The 14,251-nt window shown below is 70.5% G+C and carries 13 protein-coding genes; 10 read left to right on the top strand and 3 right to left on the bottom strand.

All coding sequences use genetic code 11. The features are described 5' to 3' along the window. Positions 1 to 69 precede the first annotated feature (69 nt). The gene (locus tag KF737_RS08545) at positions 70 to 531 is read right to left on the bottom strand and encodes a peroxiredoxin (protein ID WP_296453024.1); all 462 of its coding nucleotides are present in this window, start codon (positions 529 to 531) and stop codon (positions 70 to 72) included. Positions 532 to 689: 158 nt separating this feature from the next. Next, positions 690 to 1,946: a tyrosine--tRNA ligase gene (tyrS, locus tag KF737_RS08540; RefSeq protein WP_296453021.1), complete on the bottom strand. Its 1,257-nt coding sequence runs from the start codon at positions 1,944 to 1,946 to the stop codon at positions 690 to 692. 232 nt (positions 1,947 to 2,178) lie between these two features. Between tyrS and KF737_RS08535 the strand changes: the two genes are divergently transcribed. From KF737_RS08535 to KF737_RS08510, 6 genes are all read left to right on the top strand, one after another. Then, a complete protein-coding gene (locus KF737_RS08535) occupies positions 2,179 to 3,303 on the top strand; it encodes an anhydro-N-acetylmuramic acid kinase (RefSeq protein WP_296453018.1) in 1,125 nt (374 codons plus the stop codon). A gap of 230 nt (positions 3,304 to 3,533) precedes the next feature. Then, positions 3,534 to 5,351, top strand: coding sequence for an NAD(P)/FAD-dependent oxidoreductase (locus tag KF737_RS08530; RefSeq protein ID WP_296453016.1), 1,818 nt, complete (start codon positions 3,534 to 3,536; stop codon positions 5,349 to 5,351). 288 nt (positions 5,352 to 5,639) lie between these two features. Next, positions 5,640 to 7,190, top strand: coding sequence for a DUF4173 domain-containing protein (locus KF737_RS08525; protein WP_296453013.1), 1,551 nt, complete (start codon positions 5,640 to 5,642; stop codon positions 7,188 to 7,190). Beyond that, positions 7,187 to 7,900, top strand: a complete 714-nt coding sequence (locus KF737_RS08520) for a response regulator transcription factor (protein ID WP_296453009.1) — start codon at positions 7,187 to 7,189, stop codon at positions 7,898 to 7,900. Before KF737_RS08525 ends, KF737_RS08520 begins: the two co-directional genes overlap by 4 nt. 7 nt (positions 7,901 to 7,907) lie before the next feature. Continuing rightward, positions 7,908 to 9,485 carry a HAMP domain-containing sensor histidine kinase gene (locus KF737_RS08515; protein WP_296453006.1) on the top strand — a complete coding sequence of 526 codons (1,578 nt, stop codon included), beginning with the start codon at positions 7,908 to 7,910 and terminating at the stop codon, positions 9,483 to 9,485. Positions 9,486 to 9,754: 269 nt separating this feature from the next. Next, positions 9,755 to 9,955 (top strand): hypothetical protein, encoded by a 201-nt coding sequence (locus KF737_RS08510; protein WP_296453005.1) that lies wholly within the window; start codon positions 9,755 to 9,757, stop codon positions 9,953 to 9,955. A gap of 54 nt (positions 9,956 to 10,009) precedes the next feature. Here KF737_RS08510 and KF737_RS08505 read toward each other — a convergent pair whose 3' ends face one another. Further along, positions 10,010 to 10,660 carry an alpha/beta hydrolase gene (locus tag KF737_RS08505; RefSeq protein ID WP_296453001.1) on the bottom strand — a complete coding sequence of 217 codons (651 nt, stop codon included), beginning with the start codon at positions 10,658 to 10,660 and terminating at the stop codon, positions 10,010 to 10,012. Between the two features lie 163 nt (positions 10,661 to 10,823). Between KF737_RS08505 and KF737_RS08500 the strand changes: the two genes are divergently transcribed. The 4 genes from KF737_RS08500 to KF737_RS08485 are packed head-to-tail and all read left to right on the top strand — an operon-like array spanning position 10,824 to position 14,249. Further along, the gene (locus KF737_RS08500) at positions 10,824 to 11,255 is read left to right on the top strand and encodes an Rrf2 family transcriptional regulator (RefSeq protein WP_296452997.1); all 432 of its coding nucleotides are present in this window, start codon (positions 10,824 to 10,826) and stop codon (positions 11,253 to 11,255) included. Then, positions 11,252 to 12,379, top strand: coding sequence for a cysteine desulfurase family protein (locus tag KF737_RS08495; RefSeq protein WP_296452995.1), 1,128 nt, complete (start codon positions 11,252 to 11,254; stop codon positions 12,377 to 12,379). The genes KF737_RS08500 and KF737_RS08495 overlap by 4 nt, the downstream gene beginning before the upstream one ends. Beyond that, positions 12,379 to 13,848, top strand: coding sequence for a Fe-S cluster assembly protein SufB (sufB, locus tag KF737_RS08490; protein WP_296452992.1), 1,470 nt, complete (start codon positions 12,379 to 12,381; stop codon positions 13,846 to 13,848). Before KF737_RS08495 ends, sufB begins: the two co-directional genes overlap by 1 nt. Then, entirely contained in the window at positions 13,845 to 14,249 is a 405-nt protein-coding gene (locus KF737_RS08485) for a hypothetical protein (RefSeq protein ID WP_296452988.1), read from the top strand. Before sufB ends, KF737_RS08485 begins: the two co-directional genes overlap by 4 nt. The last annotated feature ends 2 nt before the right edge of the window (positions 14,250 to 14,251 follow it).

Here is a 14,251-nt window from a genome sequence, read left to right as displayed (position 1 = left end):
CGCGCGATATGCGACGACTTTTTTGCGACAGGCAAGCCCTGGCGGCCCCGCGCAGGGGGGAAGGGGGCCTCAGAGCGCCCTGGCGGCCTCCAGGACCGCCTGGGCGTGGTTGGGGACCTTCACCTTGCGCCACATCCTCGCGATCCTGCCGTCCTTGATCAGGAAGGTGGACCGGTCGATGCCCATGTACCTGCGCCCGTAGAGGCTCTTCTCCACCCACGAGCCGTAGCGTTCGATCACCTCGCCCTGCGGGTCCGAGCCCAGCGGGATGCCGAGATCGTACTTGGCGATGAACTTCCTGTGCGAGGCGACGGAGTCCTTGGAGACGCCGATCACCGCCACGCCCGCCTTCGCGAACTCGGGCGCGAGCTCGGTGAACCCCTGGGCCTCCTTGGTGCAGCCGCCGGTGTCGTCCTTCGGATAGAAGTAGAGCACCACGGCCTTGCCGGCGTAGTCGGCGAGCTTCACCCGGCCGTCCGGCGTCTCGAGGTCGAAGTCCGGCGCCACGGCGCCTTCCACAAGGTCAGTCATCGCATCTCCTTTCCCTCCCTTGATGGGGAGGGACAGTTCGCCGGAGGCGAGCAGGGTGAGGGAGTGTGGATCATCCCCTCACGCCTGCGTTCCGGCCCATACTTCCTCACCCTGGCCGCTCACGCGGCCTGTCCCTCCCCATCAAGGGAGGGAACGGGTCAGACGGGCTTCACCAGCACGATCTTCTTCTTTCCGGCGCCGAGTTTCACCACGCCGTCGACGAGGTCGCCATGGGTGATCAGGCGGTTGGCGTCGGCTTCGGCCTTGTCGTTCACGCGCAGGCCGCCGCCCTGGGCCAGGCGGCGCGCCTCGCCCTTGGAGCCGGCGAGCCCCGCCGCGACCGCGAGGTCGGCGAGTTGCACGCCCGCCTCGAGCCCCGCCGCGGGCGTCTCGTGCGTCGGCAGGTCGGCCGAGAGCGCGCCGTCCACGAACGCCGCCTGCGCCGCCGCGGCGGCCTTCTCGGCCTCGGCGTCGCCGTGCAGCATCCGCGTGGCCTCGTTGGCGAGAACCTTCTTGGCCTCGTTGATCTGCGCCCCCGGCAGCGCCTCCAGCCGCGCGATCTCGTCCAGGGGCAGGTCGGTGAACAGCTTCAGGAAGCGGCCCACGTCGGCGTCCTCGGTGTTCCGCCAGAACTGCCAGTAGTCGTACGCAGAGCGCATGTCGGCGTTCAGCCACACCGCGCCCTGGGCGGTCTTGCCCATCTTCTGGCCCGATGCGGTCGACAGCAGCGGCGTGGTCAGGCCGAACGCGGGCTTGCCCTCGACGCGGCGGATCAGCTCCACGCCGTTGACGATGTTGCCCCACTGGTCCGAGCCGCCCATCTGCAACTGGCAGCCGTAGCGGCGCCACAGCTCCAGGAAGTCGGTGGCCTGCATGAGCATGTAGTTGAACTCGATGAAGGTCAGCGGCTGCTCGCGGTCCAGCCGCAGCTTCACGGAGTCGAACGCCAGCATGCGGTTGATCGTGAAGTGGACGCCGTACTCGCGCAGGAAGTCGATGTAGCCCAGCTTCGACAGCCACTCGTCGTTGTCGACCAGCATGGCGTCGGTCGGGCCGTCGCCGAACCGCAGGAACTTCGCGAACGCCTGCTTCTGCGTGGCGATGTTGCCCTGGATCTCGTCGTGCGTGCGCAACTGGCGCGTCTCGTCCTTGCCGGACGGGTCGCCGACCTTGGTCGTGCCGCCGCCCACGATGACGATCGGCTTGTGGCCGGTCTGCTGCAGCCGGCGCAGCATCATGATGGTGATCAGGTTGCCGATGTGCAGGCTGGGCGCGGTGGCGTCGTAGCCGACGTAGGCCGTGATCACCCCCTTGCTCGCCGCCTCGTCCAGCTCCTCCGGATGGGTGATCTGGTGGATGTAGCCGCGCGACTGCATCACCTGCAGGAACTCGGACTTGAAGGCGGTTTCGGGCATTCGGGGAATCTCGCGGTCGGGCGCGGCGGCCTCTAGCACAGGGCGGCCGAGGATTTCGAGGGACATGGCAGGCTCCAGGTGAGTTGGGGCCGGCGATCTCTGTTTGTCGGATGAGGCGCCGGCCGAGGTGGCAGGCGCGTGGGATCGGTCGCCTGCTAGGATCGCAGGCGGTAATAGCGGCCAGTGAGGGCGGCAGGACCGATCATGGCGGGCTAGCTACCGGGCGCGGCTCATGGCAGTCAAGGTCCCCATGCTCGCGCTGGGATTCATGACCGGGACCTCGCTGGACGCCGTCGACATGGCGGTCCTCGATACGGACGGCGAGAAGATCCTGAGCTTCGGCCCGGCCGGCGAGCGCAAGCTCAGCGACGCCACCCGCAACGTCGTCCTGGAAGCGACCCAGCAGGCGTTGAAGTGGCCGCGGGGCGAGCCGGAGCCACCGATCTTCCATCACGCCGCCGAGATGATCGCCGAGGAGCACCACGCGGCCGCCGAGGCGTTCCTGCAGGAGAACGGCCTGTCGTTCCCCGACCTCGACCTCGTGGGCATGCACGGCCAGACGGTGCTGCACGAGCGGCCGAAGCCGGGCGTGCCCGGCCGAACGGTCCAGTTGGGCGACGCGGCGCTGCTGGCGAAGCTCTGCGGCCGGCCCGTGGTCTACGACTTCCGCTCGGCCGACGTCGCGGCGGGCGGGGAGGGCGCGCCGATCGCGCCCGCCTACCATCTGGCCCGCGCCAAGGCCTCCGGCCTGAAGCCGCCGCTCGCCGTGCTGAACGTCGGCGGCGTGGCGAACCTGACGCTCTGGACCGGCGGCGATGACATCGCCGCCTTCGACACCGGCCCCGGCAACGGGATGCTCGACCTGCTGGTCCAGGCGCGCGGCGCGGGCCGCTACGACGCGGGCGGCAAGTACGCCAGCGTCGGCCGCGCCGACGAGGGCGTGGTGCGCGCGCTCCTGGCCCATCCCTACTTCACCGCCCGGCCGCCGAAGTCGCTCGACCGCCACGACTTCTCGCTGGAGCCGCTGGAGGCGCTCCAGTTGGAGGACGCCGCCGCCACCTTGGTCGCCTTCGCCGCAGAGGCCGTGAAGCGCGGCTTCGAGAGCCTGCGCACCGATCCGCGCGAGGTGATCGTCACCGGCGGCGGGCGGCACAATCCCGAGATCATGAAGGCGCTGGCCGAGCGCCTGCCCGTGCCCGTCCGCCCCGCCGAGGACCACGGCTGGCGCGGCGACGCCATCGAAGCCGAGGCCATCGCCTTCCTCGCCGTCCGCGTCCACCGCGGCCTGCCGATCTCGTTCCCGAAGACCACGGGGGTTCCCACGCCTATGACCGGCGGCAAGGTCGTGCGGCCCTAGCTAGCCCTCCTGATCGTCATCCCCCGGCTTGTCCGGGGGACCCACTGGGCTGTGAGCCTCATGTTGGAGCGCGGCATCGACGCCGCGGATGATCGCCAACTCACAGCCCAATGGGTGGCCCGGACGAGCCGGGCCATGACGAACTGGGGTGATCAGTGACCCCACGTCACACTTGCCCGTCAAACGATCGTTCGGCACGCTGATCGCTGATAAGTCAGCGGGAGGACGCGATGGCCGACGACAAGCCGGAGATCACGGGGGGCGATGACCTGGGCTTCGATCCGGGCGCCCTGCGCGACAGGTACCGCGCCGAGCGCGACAAGCGCGTCCGCCGGGACGGCAACGAGCAGTACGTCGAGATCGCCGGGCAGTTCGCCCACTACCTCGAGGACCCCTACGTCCGGAAGGTCGACCGCGCGCCCGTGACCGACGAGGTCGAGGTGGTGGTGGTCGGCGGCGGCTTCGGCGGCCAGCTCGCGGCGGCGCGGCTCAAGGAGGCCGGCGTCGAGGACATCCGCATCATCGAGAAGGGCGGCGACTTCGGCGGCACCTGGTACTGGAACCGCTATCCCGGCGCCGCCTGCGACATCGAGAGCTACATCTACCTGCCGCTGCTGGAAGAGGTCGGCTACCTGCCGGTCGAGAAGTACAGCCGCGCGCCCGAGATCCTGCGCCACAGCCGCGCCATCGGCGAGAAGTTCGGCCTCTACAAGGGGGCGTTGTTCCAGACCGAAGTCACCGAGATGCGCTGGGACGAGGCGGCCGCCCGCTGGACCGTCTCCACCAACCGCGGCGACGCGCTGAAGGCCCGCTTCGTGGTCATGGCCAACGGCCCGCTGCACCGGCCGAAGCTGCCCGGCATTCCCGGCGTCGAGAGCTTCAAGGGGCACAGCTTCCACACCAGCCGCTGGGACTACGACTACACGGGCGGCAATTCGGACGGCGGCCTCACCGGGCTGAAGGACAAGCGCGTCGGCATCATCGGCACGGGCGCCACGGCGGTGCAGTGCATCCCGCACCTCGGCGAGTGGGCGAAGCAGCTCTACGTCTTCCAGCGCACGCCCTCGTCGATCGACGTCCGCGCGAACCGCCCGACCGATCCCGAGTGGGCCGCAAGCCTCCAGCCCGGCTGGCAGCAGGAGCGGATGGACAACTTCAACGTCCTCGTCTCCGGCGGCTTCGCCGACAAGGACCTGGTCAACGACGGCTGGACCGACATCATCGGCAACATCCTGCTGCTCGCGCGCCGCAAGGCCGAGGCCGGCGAAGCGGTGGGCAACCCGGCCGAGCTGATGCAACTCGCCGACTTCAAGAAGATGGAGCAGGTCCGCGCCCGCGTGGACTCGACCGTGCAGGACCCGGCCGCCGCCGAGGCGCTGAAGCCCTGGTACAACCAGTTCTGCAAGCGGCCCTGCTTCCACGACGAGTACCTGACCACCTTCAACCGCCCGAACGTCGAGCTGGTCGACACGCAGGGCAAGGGCGTCGAGCGCATCGACGAGACCGGCATTTGGGCCAACGGCCAGCACTACGAGATCGACTGCCTCGTCTACGCGACGGGCTTCGAGGTGGGCACCAGCTACGTCCGCCGCTCGGGCTACGAGCTCTACGGCAAGGGCGGCCAGAGCCTGACCGGGAAGTGGTCGACCGGCGCCTCAACCCTGCACGGCGTGCTGAGCCGCGGCTTCCCCAATTGCTTCATCGTCTCGAACGTGCAGTCGGGCTTCACGGCCAACTTCCCGCACATGATCAACGAGCAGTCGAAGCATATCGCCTACCTCGTGACCGAAGCGCGGGGGCGGCAGGCGCGCACCATCGAGCCCTCCGAGGACGCCGAGGCGACCTGGGTGAAGACCATCGTCGACCTCAGCCTGATGCGCGAGGCGTTCCTCAAGGAATGCACCCCCGGCTACTACAACAACGAGGGCGCCCCCGAACGGATGGCCAAGCAGAACGGCTCCTACGGCGCCGGCCCCGTGGCCTTCGTGAAGGTGCTGGAGGACTGGCGCGCCGAGGGCTCGCTGAAAGGCCTGGAACTCAAGGCGTAGGCGCTTCCGCATCCCCTTCCGAACGTCATCCCGCGGCTCGTCCGCGGGACCCATGAACACAAGAGTCACGCGGTGATCCGCAGCGTCACCGCCGCAGTCTTGCTGGCGCCGGCGGCGTTCCTGGGTCCCGCGGACAGGCCGCGGGATGACGTTCATGGGGCGGGGTAGGGCGGATCGGCCGCCCTGCACCAAATCTGCACATGAACCGCGCCGCCTGAGGACGTCCGCTTGGGCGCTCGTCCTCGGGTCTTGGCGCACGATGTCCTCAGTTGGAGTGGGGACCACGGCATGGCGCTGCGACGCGGAAGCTTCTGGCTCAAGGCGGTCCTCCTGGTCGCCGTGGTCGCCATCGGCGACGTCCTGTTCTTCGACAAGGACGGGCTGGGCCTGAACTTCGGCGTCCTGCTCGCCGCCGCCACGCTCAGCCTGGCGCTCGCCAGCCCGGCGATCCGGCGCAGCCATCTGGCGCTGCTGGCCCTCGCCGCGGCGCTGGCCCTGGCGCTGCTGCCGTTCGAGCGGCCCAGCTTCATCGGCTTCCTGCTATGGGCGCTGGCGATGGCGGTCGCCGCCCTCGCGCCGCGAGCTCCTCGCGGCGATGACGGCTGGCGCTGGTTCCAGCGGCTGCTGATCGGCGGCCTCAAGGCCATCGTCGGCCCGCTGGTCGATATCCGCCGTGCGCTGAAGGCCCGCGCCCGCTCGCGGCCGCTGAAGATCACCGCGGTGCTGCTGGCCGCGGCCCTGCCGGCGGTCGGCGGCCTGGTGTTCCTCCAGCTCTTCGTCGTCGCCAACCCGGTCATGGCCGGCTTCTTCCGCGGCTTCAGCCTGCCGGCGTTCGAGCCGGGGCGGCTGGTCTTCTGGATCGTCTTGGGCCTGCCGATCTGGGCGGTGCTGCGGCCCCGCGGCCTGCGCCGCACCCTGCGCACCCCCGGCCTCGACCGCGACCTGACATTGCCCGGCGCGACCGCCGCCTCGATCACCGCGGCTCTGGCGGTCTTCAACGTGGTCTTCGCGATCCAGAACGGCCTCGACATCGCGTTCCTCTGGAGCGGCGCGGGCCTGCCGGACGGCGTCAGCTTCGCCGACTACGCCCACCAGGGCGCCTACCCGCTGATCGCCACGGCGCTGCTGGCCGGCCTGTTCGTGCTGGCCTTCCTGCGGCCCGGTTCGCAGACCGCAAGCCGCCCGCTGGTCCGCGCCCTGGTGATCGCCTGGGTGGCGCAGAACGTGTTCCTCGTCGCCTCCACCGCGCTGCGCACCCTCGACTACATCGACGCCTACTCGCTCACCCGCATGCGTATCGCCGCGCTGCTCTGGATGGGCCTTGTGGCCACGGGCCTCCTGCTGATCCTTTGGCGACTGCTGCGCGCCAGGAGCGCGGGCTGGCTGATCAACGCCAACCTGACGGCCGTGGGCCTGATCCTCGCCGTTTGCAGCGTCGTCGACCTCGGCAGCATCGCGGCCAACTGGAACATCCGGCACGCCCGCGAACTCGGCGGCGACGGCGTGAACCTCGACGTCTGGTACATGTACCAACTGGACGGCGCCGCCGTCGTGCCCCTCGCCCGGCTCGAACGCCGCGCGATGCCGCCCACGCTGCTCTGCCAGGTCTCTGACACCCGCGAGGATCTGGTGAAGGCCCTGCGCAAACGCCAGGCGCAGCCGCTGGGCTGGCGCTGGCGTGACGCGCGCCGCCTGCAGCAGGTCGACGCCATCCTCGGCCCGAACCCGCCGCGCCACGACCTCACGCCCTGCGGCTGCAACGCCTGCCCGCCGCCGCCGAAGCCCCAGCCTGTCCCGCCAAGCCCTCCATTGACCCCAGCCGCGAACCCGAGAACATGACCTTCATGCCCCAGGTCCTCGTCGTCGACGACGATCCGCACATCCGCCAGCTCCTCGTCTTCGCCCTCGAGAAGGCGGGGCTCAGCGCCCGCGAGGCCGAGGACGGCGAGGCCGCGCTCGTCCAGGTGGCCAAGGCCGCGCCGGACCTCGTGGTGCTCGACATCAACATGCCGAAGCTGGACGGGCTGGAGGTGTGCCGGCGGCTGCGCGCCCAGGGCGACCTGCCGATCCTGTTCCTGTCGTCCCGCGACGACGAGATCGACCGCGTGCTCGGCATCGAGCTGGGCGGCGACGACTACGTGACCAAGCCCTTCAGCCCCCGCGAGGTGGTGGCCCGCGTCCAGGCCATCCTGCGCCGCGCCCGCAACGCCGGCCCCGCCGCCAAGGCCGACGCGCCGATGAGCCACGGCCGCCTCACGCTCGATCCCGAGAGCTGGGTGGCGAAGTGGGACGACCGCGAGGCGCCGCTGACCGTCACCGAGTTCGGCATCCTGAAGATCCTGATGGGCGGGCCGGCGCGCGTCTTCACCCGCGACGCCATCATCGACCGGCTGCACGGTCCGGGCTTCGCCATCACCGACCGCACCATCGACAGCCACGTGCGCAACCTGCGCGGCAAGTTCGCGGCGCTGGGCGCGAACGACGTGGTCGAGACCCGCGCCGGGGTCGGTTACCGCCTGGGCGCCTGCCAGGGCGCCGCGCCGGCGTGACCGACACGTGATCGAGGCCTTCAAGGACTGGGTCGGGCGCTGGTGGCCGCCGCTGCGTCTGCGCTGGATCCTGTTCGCGGTGCTGCTGTTCGCCGCCGCCATGCCGGGGTTCGCGGCGCTCTACCTGCGGGTCTACGAGAACACCGTGGTGCGCCAGACCGAGGCCGAGCTGGTGGCGCAGGGCGCGGCCCTGGCGGCGGTGGCGGCCATCGAATGGCCCGGTGCGCCGCCGCCGCCGCCCAAGCCCGTCGACCCGCCCGAGGGCTACTACCGGCCCGAGTTCACCAGCATCGACCTCACGCTGGGCCAGGTGCTGCCCGAACGGCCCTGGATGCGGAAGACCCGCAACGCCCTGGACCCCGACGCCGTCTACGTGGCCCGGCGGATCAACCCGGTGATCGAGCGCACGCTCCAGACGACGCTGGCCTCCGTCTACATCCTGGACCGGCACGGCTACGGCGTGGCCGGGCAGGGGTACGGGCGCGACTTCTCGGGGCTGCCCGAGGTGCGCTGGGCGCTCTCGGGGCGGCCGTACACCGTGATGCGGATCAACGGCGACCTGGAGCGGCAGTCGTCGTTCGAGTGGCTCTCCAAGGCCTCCGGCATCCGCCTGCACCACGCCCGGCCCATCGTCGCCGGCGGCCAGGTGAAGGGGGTGCTCCTGCTCTCGCGCTCGCCACGGGCGCTGTTCCGGGGGCTCTACGAGGACCGCGGCAAGATCATCTTCGGCGCGGCGCTGATCCTCGGCATCCTGGTGATGCTGTCGGGCCTGGTCTCCCGCGGTGTCGCCGGGCCGATCGAGAAGCTGAGCGCCGCCTCGCGCCAGGTGGCGGCCGGCGGCGGCGAGATCCCGCCCACGCCGCGCACGGCGGCGCGCGAGATCCGCGACCTCTACGTGGACTTCCGCGCCATGGCCGAGCGGATCGAGCGGCGATCCGGCTACCTCCGCGACTTCGCCGCCGCGGTCAGCCACGAGTTCAAGACCCCGCTCGCCGGCATCGGCGGCGCCGTCGAGCTGTTGCAGGACCACTTCGAGACCATGTCGCCGGCCGAGCGCCGCCGGTTCCTCGACAACATCGCCGGCGACAGCGATCGCCTCTCGCAGCTCGTCACCCGCCTGCTGGACCTCGCCCGCGCCGACATGGCGCTGCCCGAGGCCGGCGTCTCGGCGGACCTCGCCGAGGCCGTCCGCCGCACCGTGGACGCCCAGGCCGCGGAGGCCTTCGCGGTCGCCGTCGACGCGCCCTCGGACCTTCCGGCCGTGGCCGCGCCGGCCACCACGCTGGAGAGCGTGCTGACCGTCCTGCTGCAGAACGCCCGCCAGGCCGGCGCGAAGCGGGCGCGGGTGCGGGCCGCGGTCGAGGGCGAGGATGTCGTCGTCACCGTCTCCGACGACGGTCCGGGGGTCCCCGAGGCTGACCGCGAGCGCCTGTTCGAGCCCTTCTTCACCAGCCGCCGCGCCCAGGGCGGCACCGGCCTCGGCCTGTCCATCGCCCGCTCCCTGCTGGCCGCCAGCCAGGGCCGCATCGAACTCGCCCCCGGCCCCGGCGCAACCTTCCGCGTGACCCTGCCGAGGGCTGCGTAGCCCTGCCTCTCCCGCTTGCGGGAGAGGGGAACCGCTCGCCGAGCGCAGCGAAGAGCGAGTGGTGGAGAGGGAAAGCCTCAAGCTCGGCGTTCAGTTCAGGCTGAAGGAACCGCCCTGCCGGCCGCTTTCCCTTTCCACCATCCGCTCTTCCCCCGGCCTTCGCCGGGGTCGGCGGACGGTCCCCCTTTCCCGCAGGCGGGAAAGGAAATGCACGAAATCTCCACATGCGCCTGCGGACCCCCTGCACGGCGGCGGCGCACGCTGGGATCATGGACGAGCCCCTCTCACCCACACCCGGCTACCGCCTCTCCCTCGCGGCGGCCGGCGAGGCCTGGTCCTGGCGGCTGACCACGCCTGAAGGCGGCGACCTCGGCGGTCTTGCCCCGGACCGCAGCGCCGCGCGTCGGTCAGCCGCCTTCACCGCCTCCGCGGTCTCGGCCCTGAAGCGGACGCACGCGCGGCGGTTCTAACTAAGCGTTGCGATGCCTGCCCGACAGATAGGGCGAGTTGCTCGGCGACCCTGCTCAGGCCGGGTTGGCTTCCAGGCGCTTGTCGAGATAGGCGCCGACGCGGCTCTCCACGTCGGGCAGGTTCTCCATCCAGAAGTGGCTGGCGCCGTCGACCACGTCGTAGTCGATCACGATGCCCTTCTGGGTGCGCAGCTTCGAAACGACGCGCTCCACGTCGACCGGCGGGACCACGCTGTCGTTCTGGCCGTGCAGGATCAGGCCCGAGGCCGGGCAGGGGGCCAGGAAGCTGAAGTCGTAGGCGTTGGTCGGCGGCGAGACCGAGATGAAGCCGTCCGTCTCCGGGCGCCGCATCAGCAGTTGCATGCCCACCCAGGCGCCGAACGAGTACCCGGCCACCCAGCACTGCGAGGCGGCCGGGTTGGTGCTCTGAAGCCAGTCCAGCGCCGTCGCCGCGTCGGCCAGCTCGCCGATGCCGCCGTCGAACTCGCCCTGCGAACGGCCGACGCCGCGGAAATTGAACCGCAGCACCGAGAAGCCGCGCTTCATGAACAGGTGGAAGAGCTGCACCGCGACGGGATTGTTCATCTGCCCGCCGGCCCTCGGGTGGGGATGCAGGATCAGGGCGACCGGCGCGGTCTCGCTCTTGCCCTGGGAATAACGGCCCTCGATCCGGCCGGCTGCACCCGTCAGCACCACTTCAGGCATGCGAACCCTACCTCCCGCATAATACTTGACTGTTTTACTCGGTCTTCCTAAGTCGCAACCATCCGGCGCGACCCGGTCCCCGCAGGGCGGGGGCTCATAACATAGGACGCCCCGGATGCGCGCGAAAACTGCATTGGCCCCCCCAAGGGACAAAAGGACTGCCATGCGTCTCTCCACGAAAGGCCGATATGCCGTGATGGCGATGGCCGACCTGGCGCGCCGCGAAAGCGAGGCCGTCCGCGCCGTGGCCCTGGCCGACATCGCCGCGCGGCAGGAGATTTCGCTCAGCTACCTGGAGCAACTGTTCGCCCGCCTGCGCCGCAAGGGCCTGGTGAAGAGCGCGCGCGGCCCCGGGGGCGGCTACCGCCTGGCGCGCGAGGCCGCGGCGACCTCCATCGCCGAGATCGTCCACGCCGTGGACGAGCCGCTGCGCGCCACCCGCTGCCACGCCGGCAAGGGCTGCATGATCCGGGGCGAACGCTGCCTGACCCACGACCTCTGGGCCGCCCTGGGCGACAGGATCGAGGACTACCTGGCCTCGGTCACCCTCGCCGACGTCGTCGGCGGCCGGCTGCGCGGCAGGGCCGCCGCATGAGCGTCTACCTCGACCATAACGCCACCGCGAAGGTCCGGCCGGAAGCCATCGCCGCGATGACGAAGGTGATGGAGAATGTGGGCAACCCGTCGTCCATCCACGCCGCCGGCCGCACGGCCCGCGCCGTCATGGAGCAGGCGCGCGAGCATGTGGCGAAGCTGATCGCGGCGCCGACCTCGACGGTGATCTTCCTGAGCGGCGGCACCGAGGCCAATGCGCTGGCCATCGAGAGCGCCGTGGCCGCGGGGACCCGCCGCCTGATCGTCTCGGCCGTCGAGCATGACTCCATCCGCGAGAGCGCCGCCGCCTCGGGCGTGGCGTTCGAAGTGCTGCCCGTGACCCGCGACGGGACCGCCGACCTCGACTGGCTGCGCGAACGCCTGTCCCGCTGGGACCCCGCCGACGGCAAGCCGTTCGTGGCCCTGATGCTGGCCAACAACGAGACCGGGGTGATCCAGCCGGTGAAGGAGGCGTCCGGGATCGTCCGCGCCGCCGACGGCTGGCTGCACGTCGACGCGATCCAGGCCGCCGGCAAGATCCCCGTCGACAGCCGCGCGCTGGGCGCCGACACGCTGGCGATCTCCGCGCACAAGATCGGCGGGCCGCAGGGCGTGGGCGCGCTCACCTTCGGCCCCCGCGCCACGCTGTCGCGCCGCCAGCACGGCGGCGGGCAGGAGCGCGGCCGGCGCGGCGGCACCGAGAACCTCCCCGGAATCAGCGGCTTCGGCGCGGCGGCTCAGATCGCGGTCGAGGGTCTGTCCTCGCAGGCGGCGTTCCGTGACGCCGCCGCCCGGCGCCTCGAGGCCGCCGGCGCCGTCGTGATCGGCGAGGGCGCCCCGCGCCTGCCCAACACCCTCTGCGTCGCCGCGCCCGGCTGGACGTCGGACCTGCAGGTCATGGCCCTCGACCTCGCGGGCGTGATGATCAGCGCGGGCTCGGCCTGCTCGTCGGGCAAGGTGAAGGCCTCGCCCGTGCTCACCGCCATGGGACTCGAAGACCTCGCCCCCTGCGCCATCCGCGTCTCGGGCGGCTGGTGCTCCACCGCCGAAGACTGGAACGGCTTCGCCGACGCCTGGCTCGAAGCGCATGCCCGCCACGCCGCGCGGCGGAAGGAAGTCGCGTAATGGCCGCCGTCAAACAGACCGTCGAACACGTCGCCAGCCTGGAAAAGTACAAGCACGGCTTCGTCACCGACATCGAGCAGGACTTCGCGCCCAAGGGCCTGAACGCCGACATCGTCCGCTTCATCTCGGCCAAGAAGGACGAGCCCGAGTGGATGCTGCAATGGCGCCTCGACGCCTTCGAGCGCTGGCTGGCGCTGGAGGAGCCCGCCTGGGCCAAGGTCAGCTTCCCGCGCATCGACTACCAGGACAGCTACTATTACGCGGCCCCGAAGGCGAAGGAGGGCCCCAAGAGCCTCGACGAGGTCGATCCCGACCTGCTGGAGACCTACAAGAAGCTCGGCATCCCGCTGAAGGAGCAGGAAGTGCTGGCCGGCGTGCAGGGCGCGCCGCGCTATGCCGTGGACGCCGTGTTCGACAGCGTCAGCGTGGTCACCACCTTCAAGAAGGAGCTGGCCCAGGCCGGCGTCATCTTCTGCTCGATGAGCGAGGCGATCCGCGAGCACGGCGACCTGGTGCGCCGCTACCTGGGCTCGGTCGTGCCGGTCAGCGACAACTATTTCGCCTGCCTGAACAGCGCGGTCTTCTCGGACGGCAGCTTCGTCTACGTGCCCCCGGGCGTGCGCTGCCCGATGGAGCTCTCGACCTACTTCCGGATCAACGCCGAGAATTCGGGCCAGTTCGAGCGCACCCTGATCGTCGCCGACAAGGGCGCCTACGTCAGCTACCTGGAGGGTTGCACCGCCCCGATGCGCGACGAGAACCAGCTCCACGCCGCCGTGGTCGAGCTGGTCGCCCTCGACGACGCGGAGATCAAGTACTCCACCGTCCAGAACTGGTACCCGGGCGATCCCGAGACCGGGAAGGGCGGCATCTATAACTTCGTCACCAAGCGCGCCGACTGCCGCGGCGACCGCTCGAAGGTCTCCTGGACCCAGGTCGAGACCGGCTCGTCGATCACCTGGAAGTACCCGTCCTGCGTCCTGCGCGGGAACGAGAGCTCGGGCGAGTTCTACTCGATCGCCATCACCAATGGCCGCCAGCAGGCGGACACCGGCACCAAAATGATTCACCTGGGCGCCAACACCCGCTCGCGCATCATCTCCAAGGGCATCAGCGCCGGGAAGAGCACCAACACCTATCGCGGCCTCGTCTCGGCCCACCCGAAGGCGAAGGGCGCGCGCAACTTCACCCAGTGCGACAGCCTGCTCATCGGCAAGTCCTGCGCCGCCCACACAGTGCCCTACATCGAGGCCCGCAACGGCCAGGCGGTGTTCGAGCACGAGGCGACGACCACGCGCCTCTCCGAAGACCAGCTCTTCTACGCCATGCAGCGCGGCCTCAGCCAGGAAGAGGCCGTCCAGCTCCTCGTCAACGGCTTCGTCAAGGACGTCCTGCAGGAACTCCCCATGGAGTTCGCCGTCGAGGCCCAGAAGCTGGTCGCGATCTCCCTGGAAGGGAGCGTGGGATGACGATCAAGGCGCAGAAGTCCAAGGCGCTCACGCTGAAGGACGCGTTCGAGACCGAGTTCGCCCGGCGCGAGATGGAGCGGCGCGCCCGCGACGAGGCCGAGCGGCGCCAGCAGGAGCAGGACCTCGCCTCGGCCAGGGCGCTGCACGAGGCGGTGAGCGCCGACGGCGACTTCCTGAAGGCGCGGGCGCTTTCGGCGGACCTGCGCCGCTACACCGTCTCGCTCGACCACAAGGCCTATCGGATCGCCGCCTACTTCGAGGCGGGCAAGGCGAGCGTCACCCTGTCCGACAAGCGCACCGCGAGCCCCGGCTCCACCGCGCCCCGCAAGCAAGAGACCGTCGAGGGCGTCGAGGACGCGCTGAAGGTCATGGCCCAGTTCCTCGCCGACGAGACCCGCTGAAG

Origin of the sequence: Phenylobacterium sp., from assembly GCF_019636135.1 — a bacterium.
In the GTDB taxonomy this organism is placed as follows: domain Bacteria; phylum Pseudomonadota; class Alphaproteobacteria; order Caulobacterales; family Caulobacteraceae; genus Phenylobacterium.
This window is presented reverse-complemented; position numbering and strand designations above follow the sequence as displayed.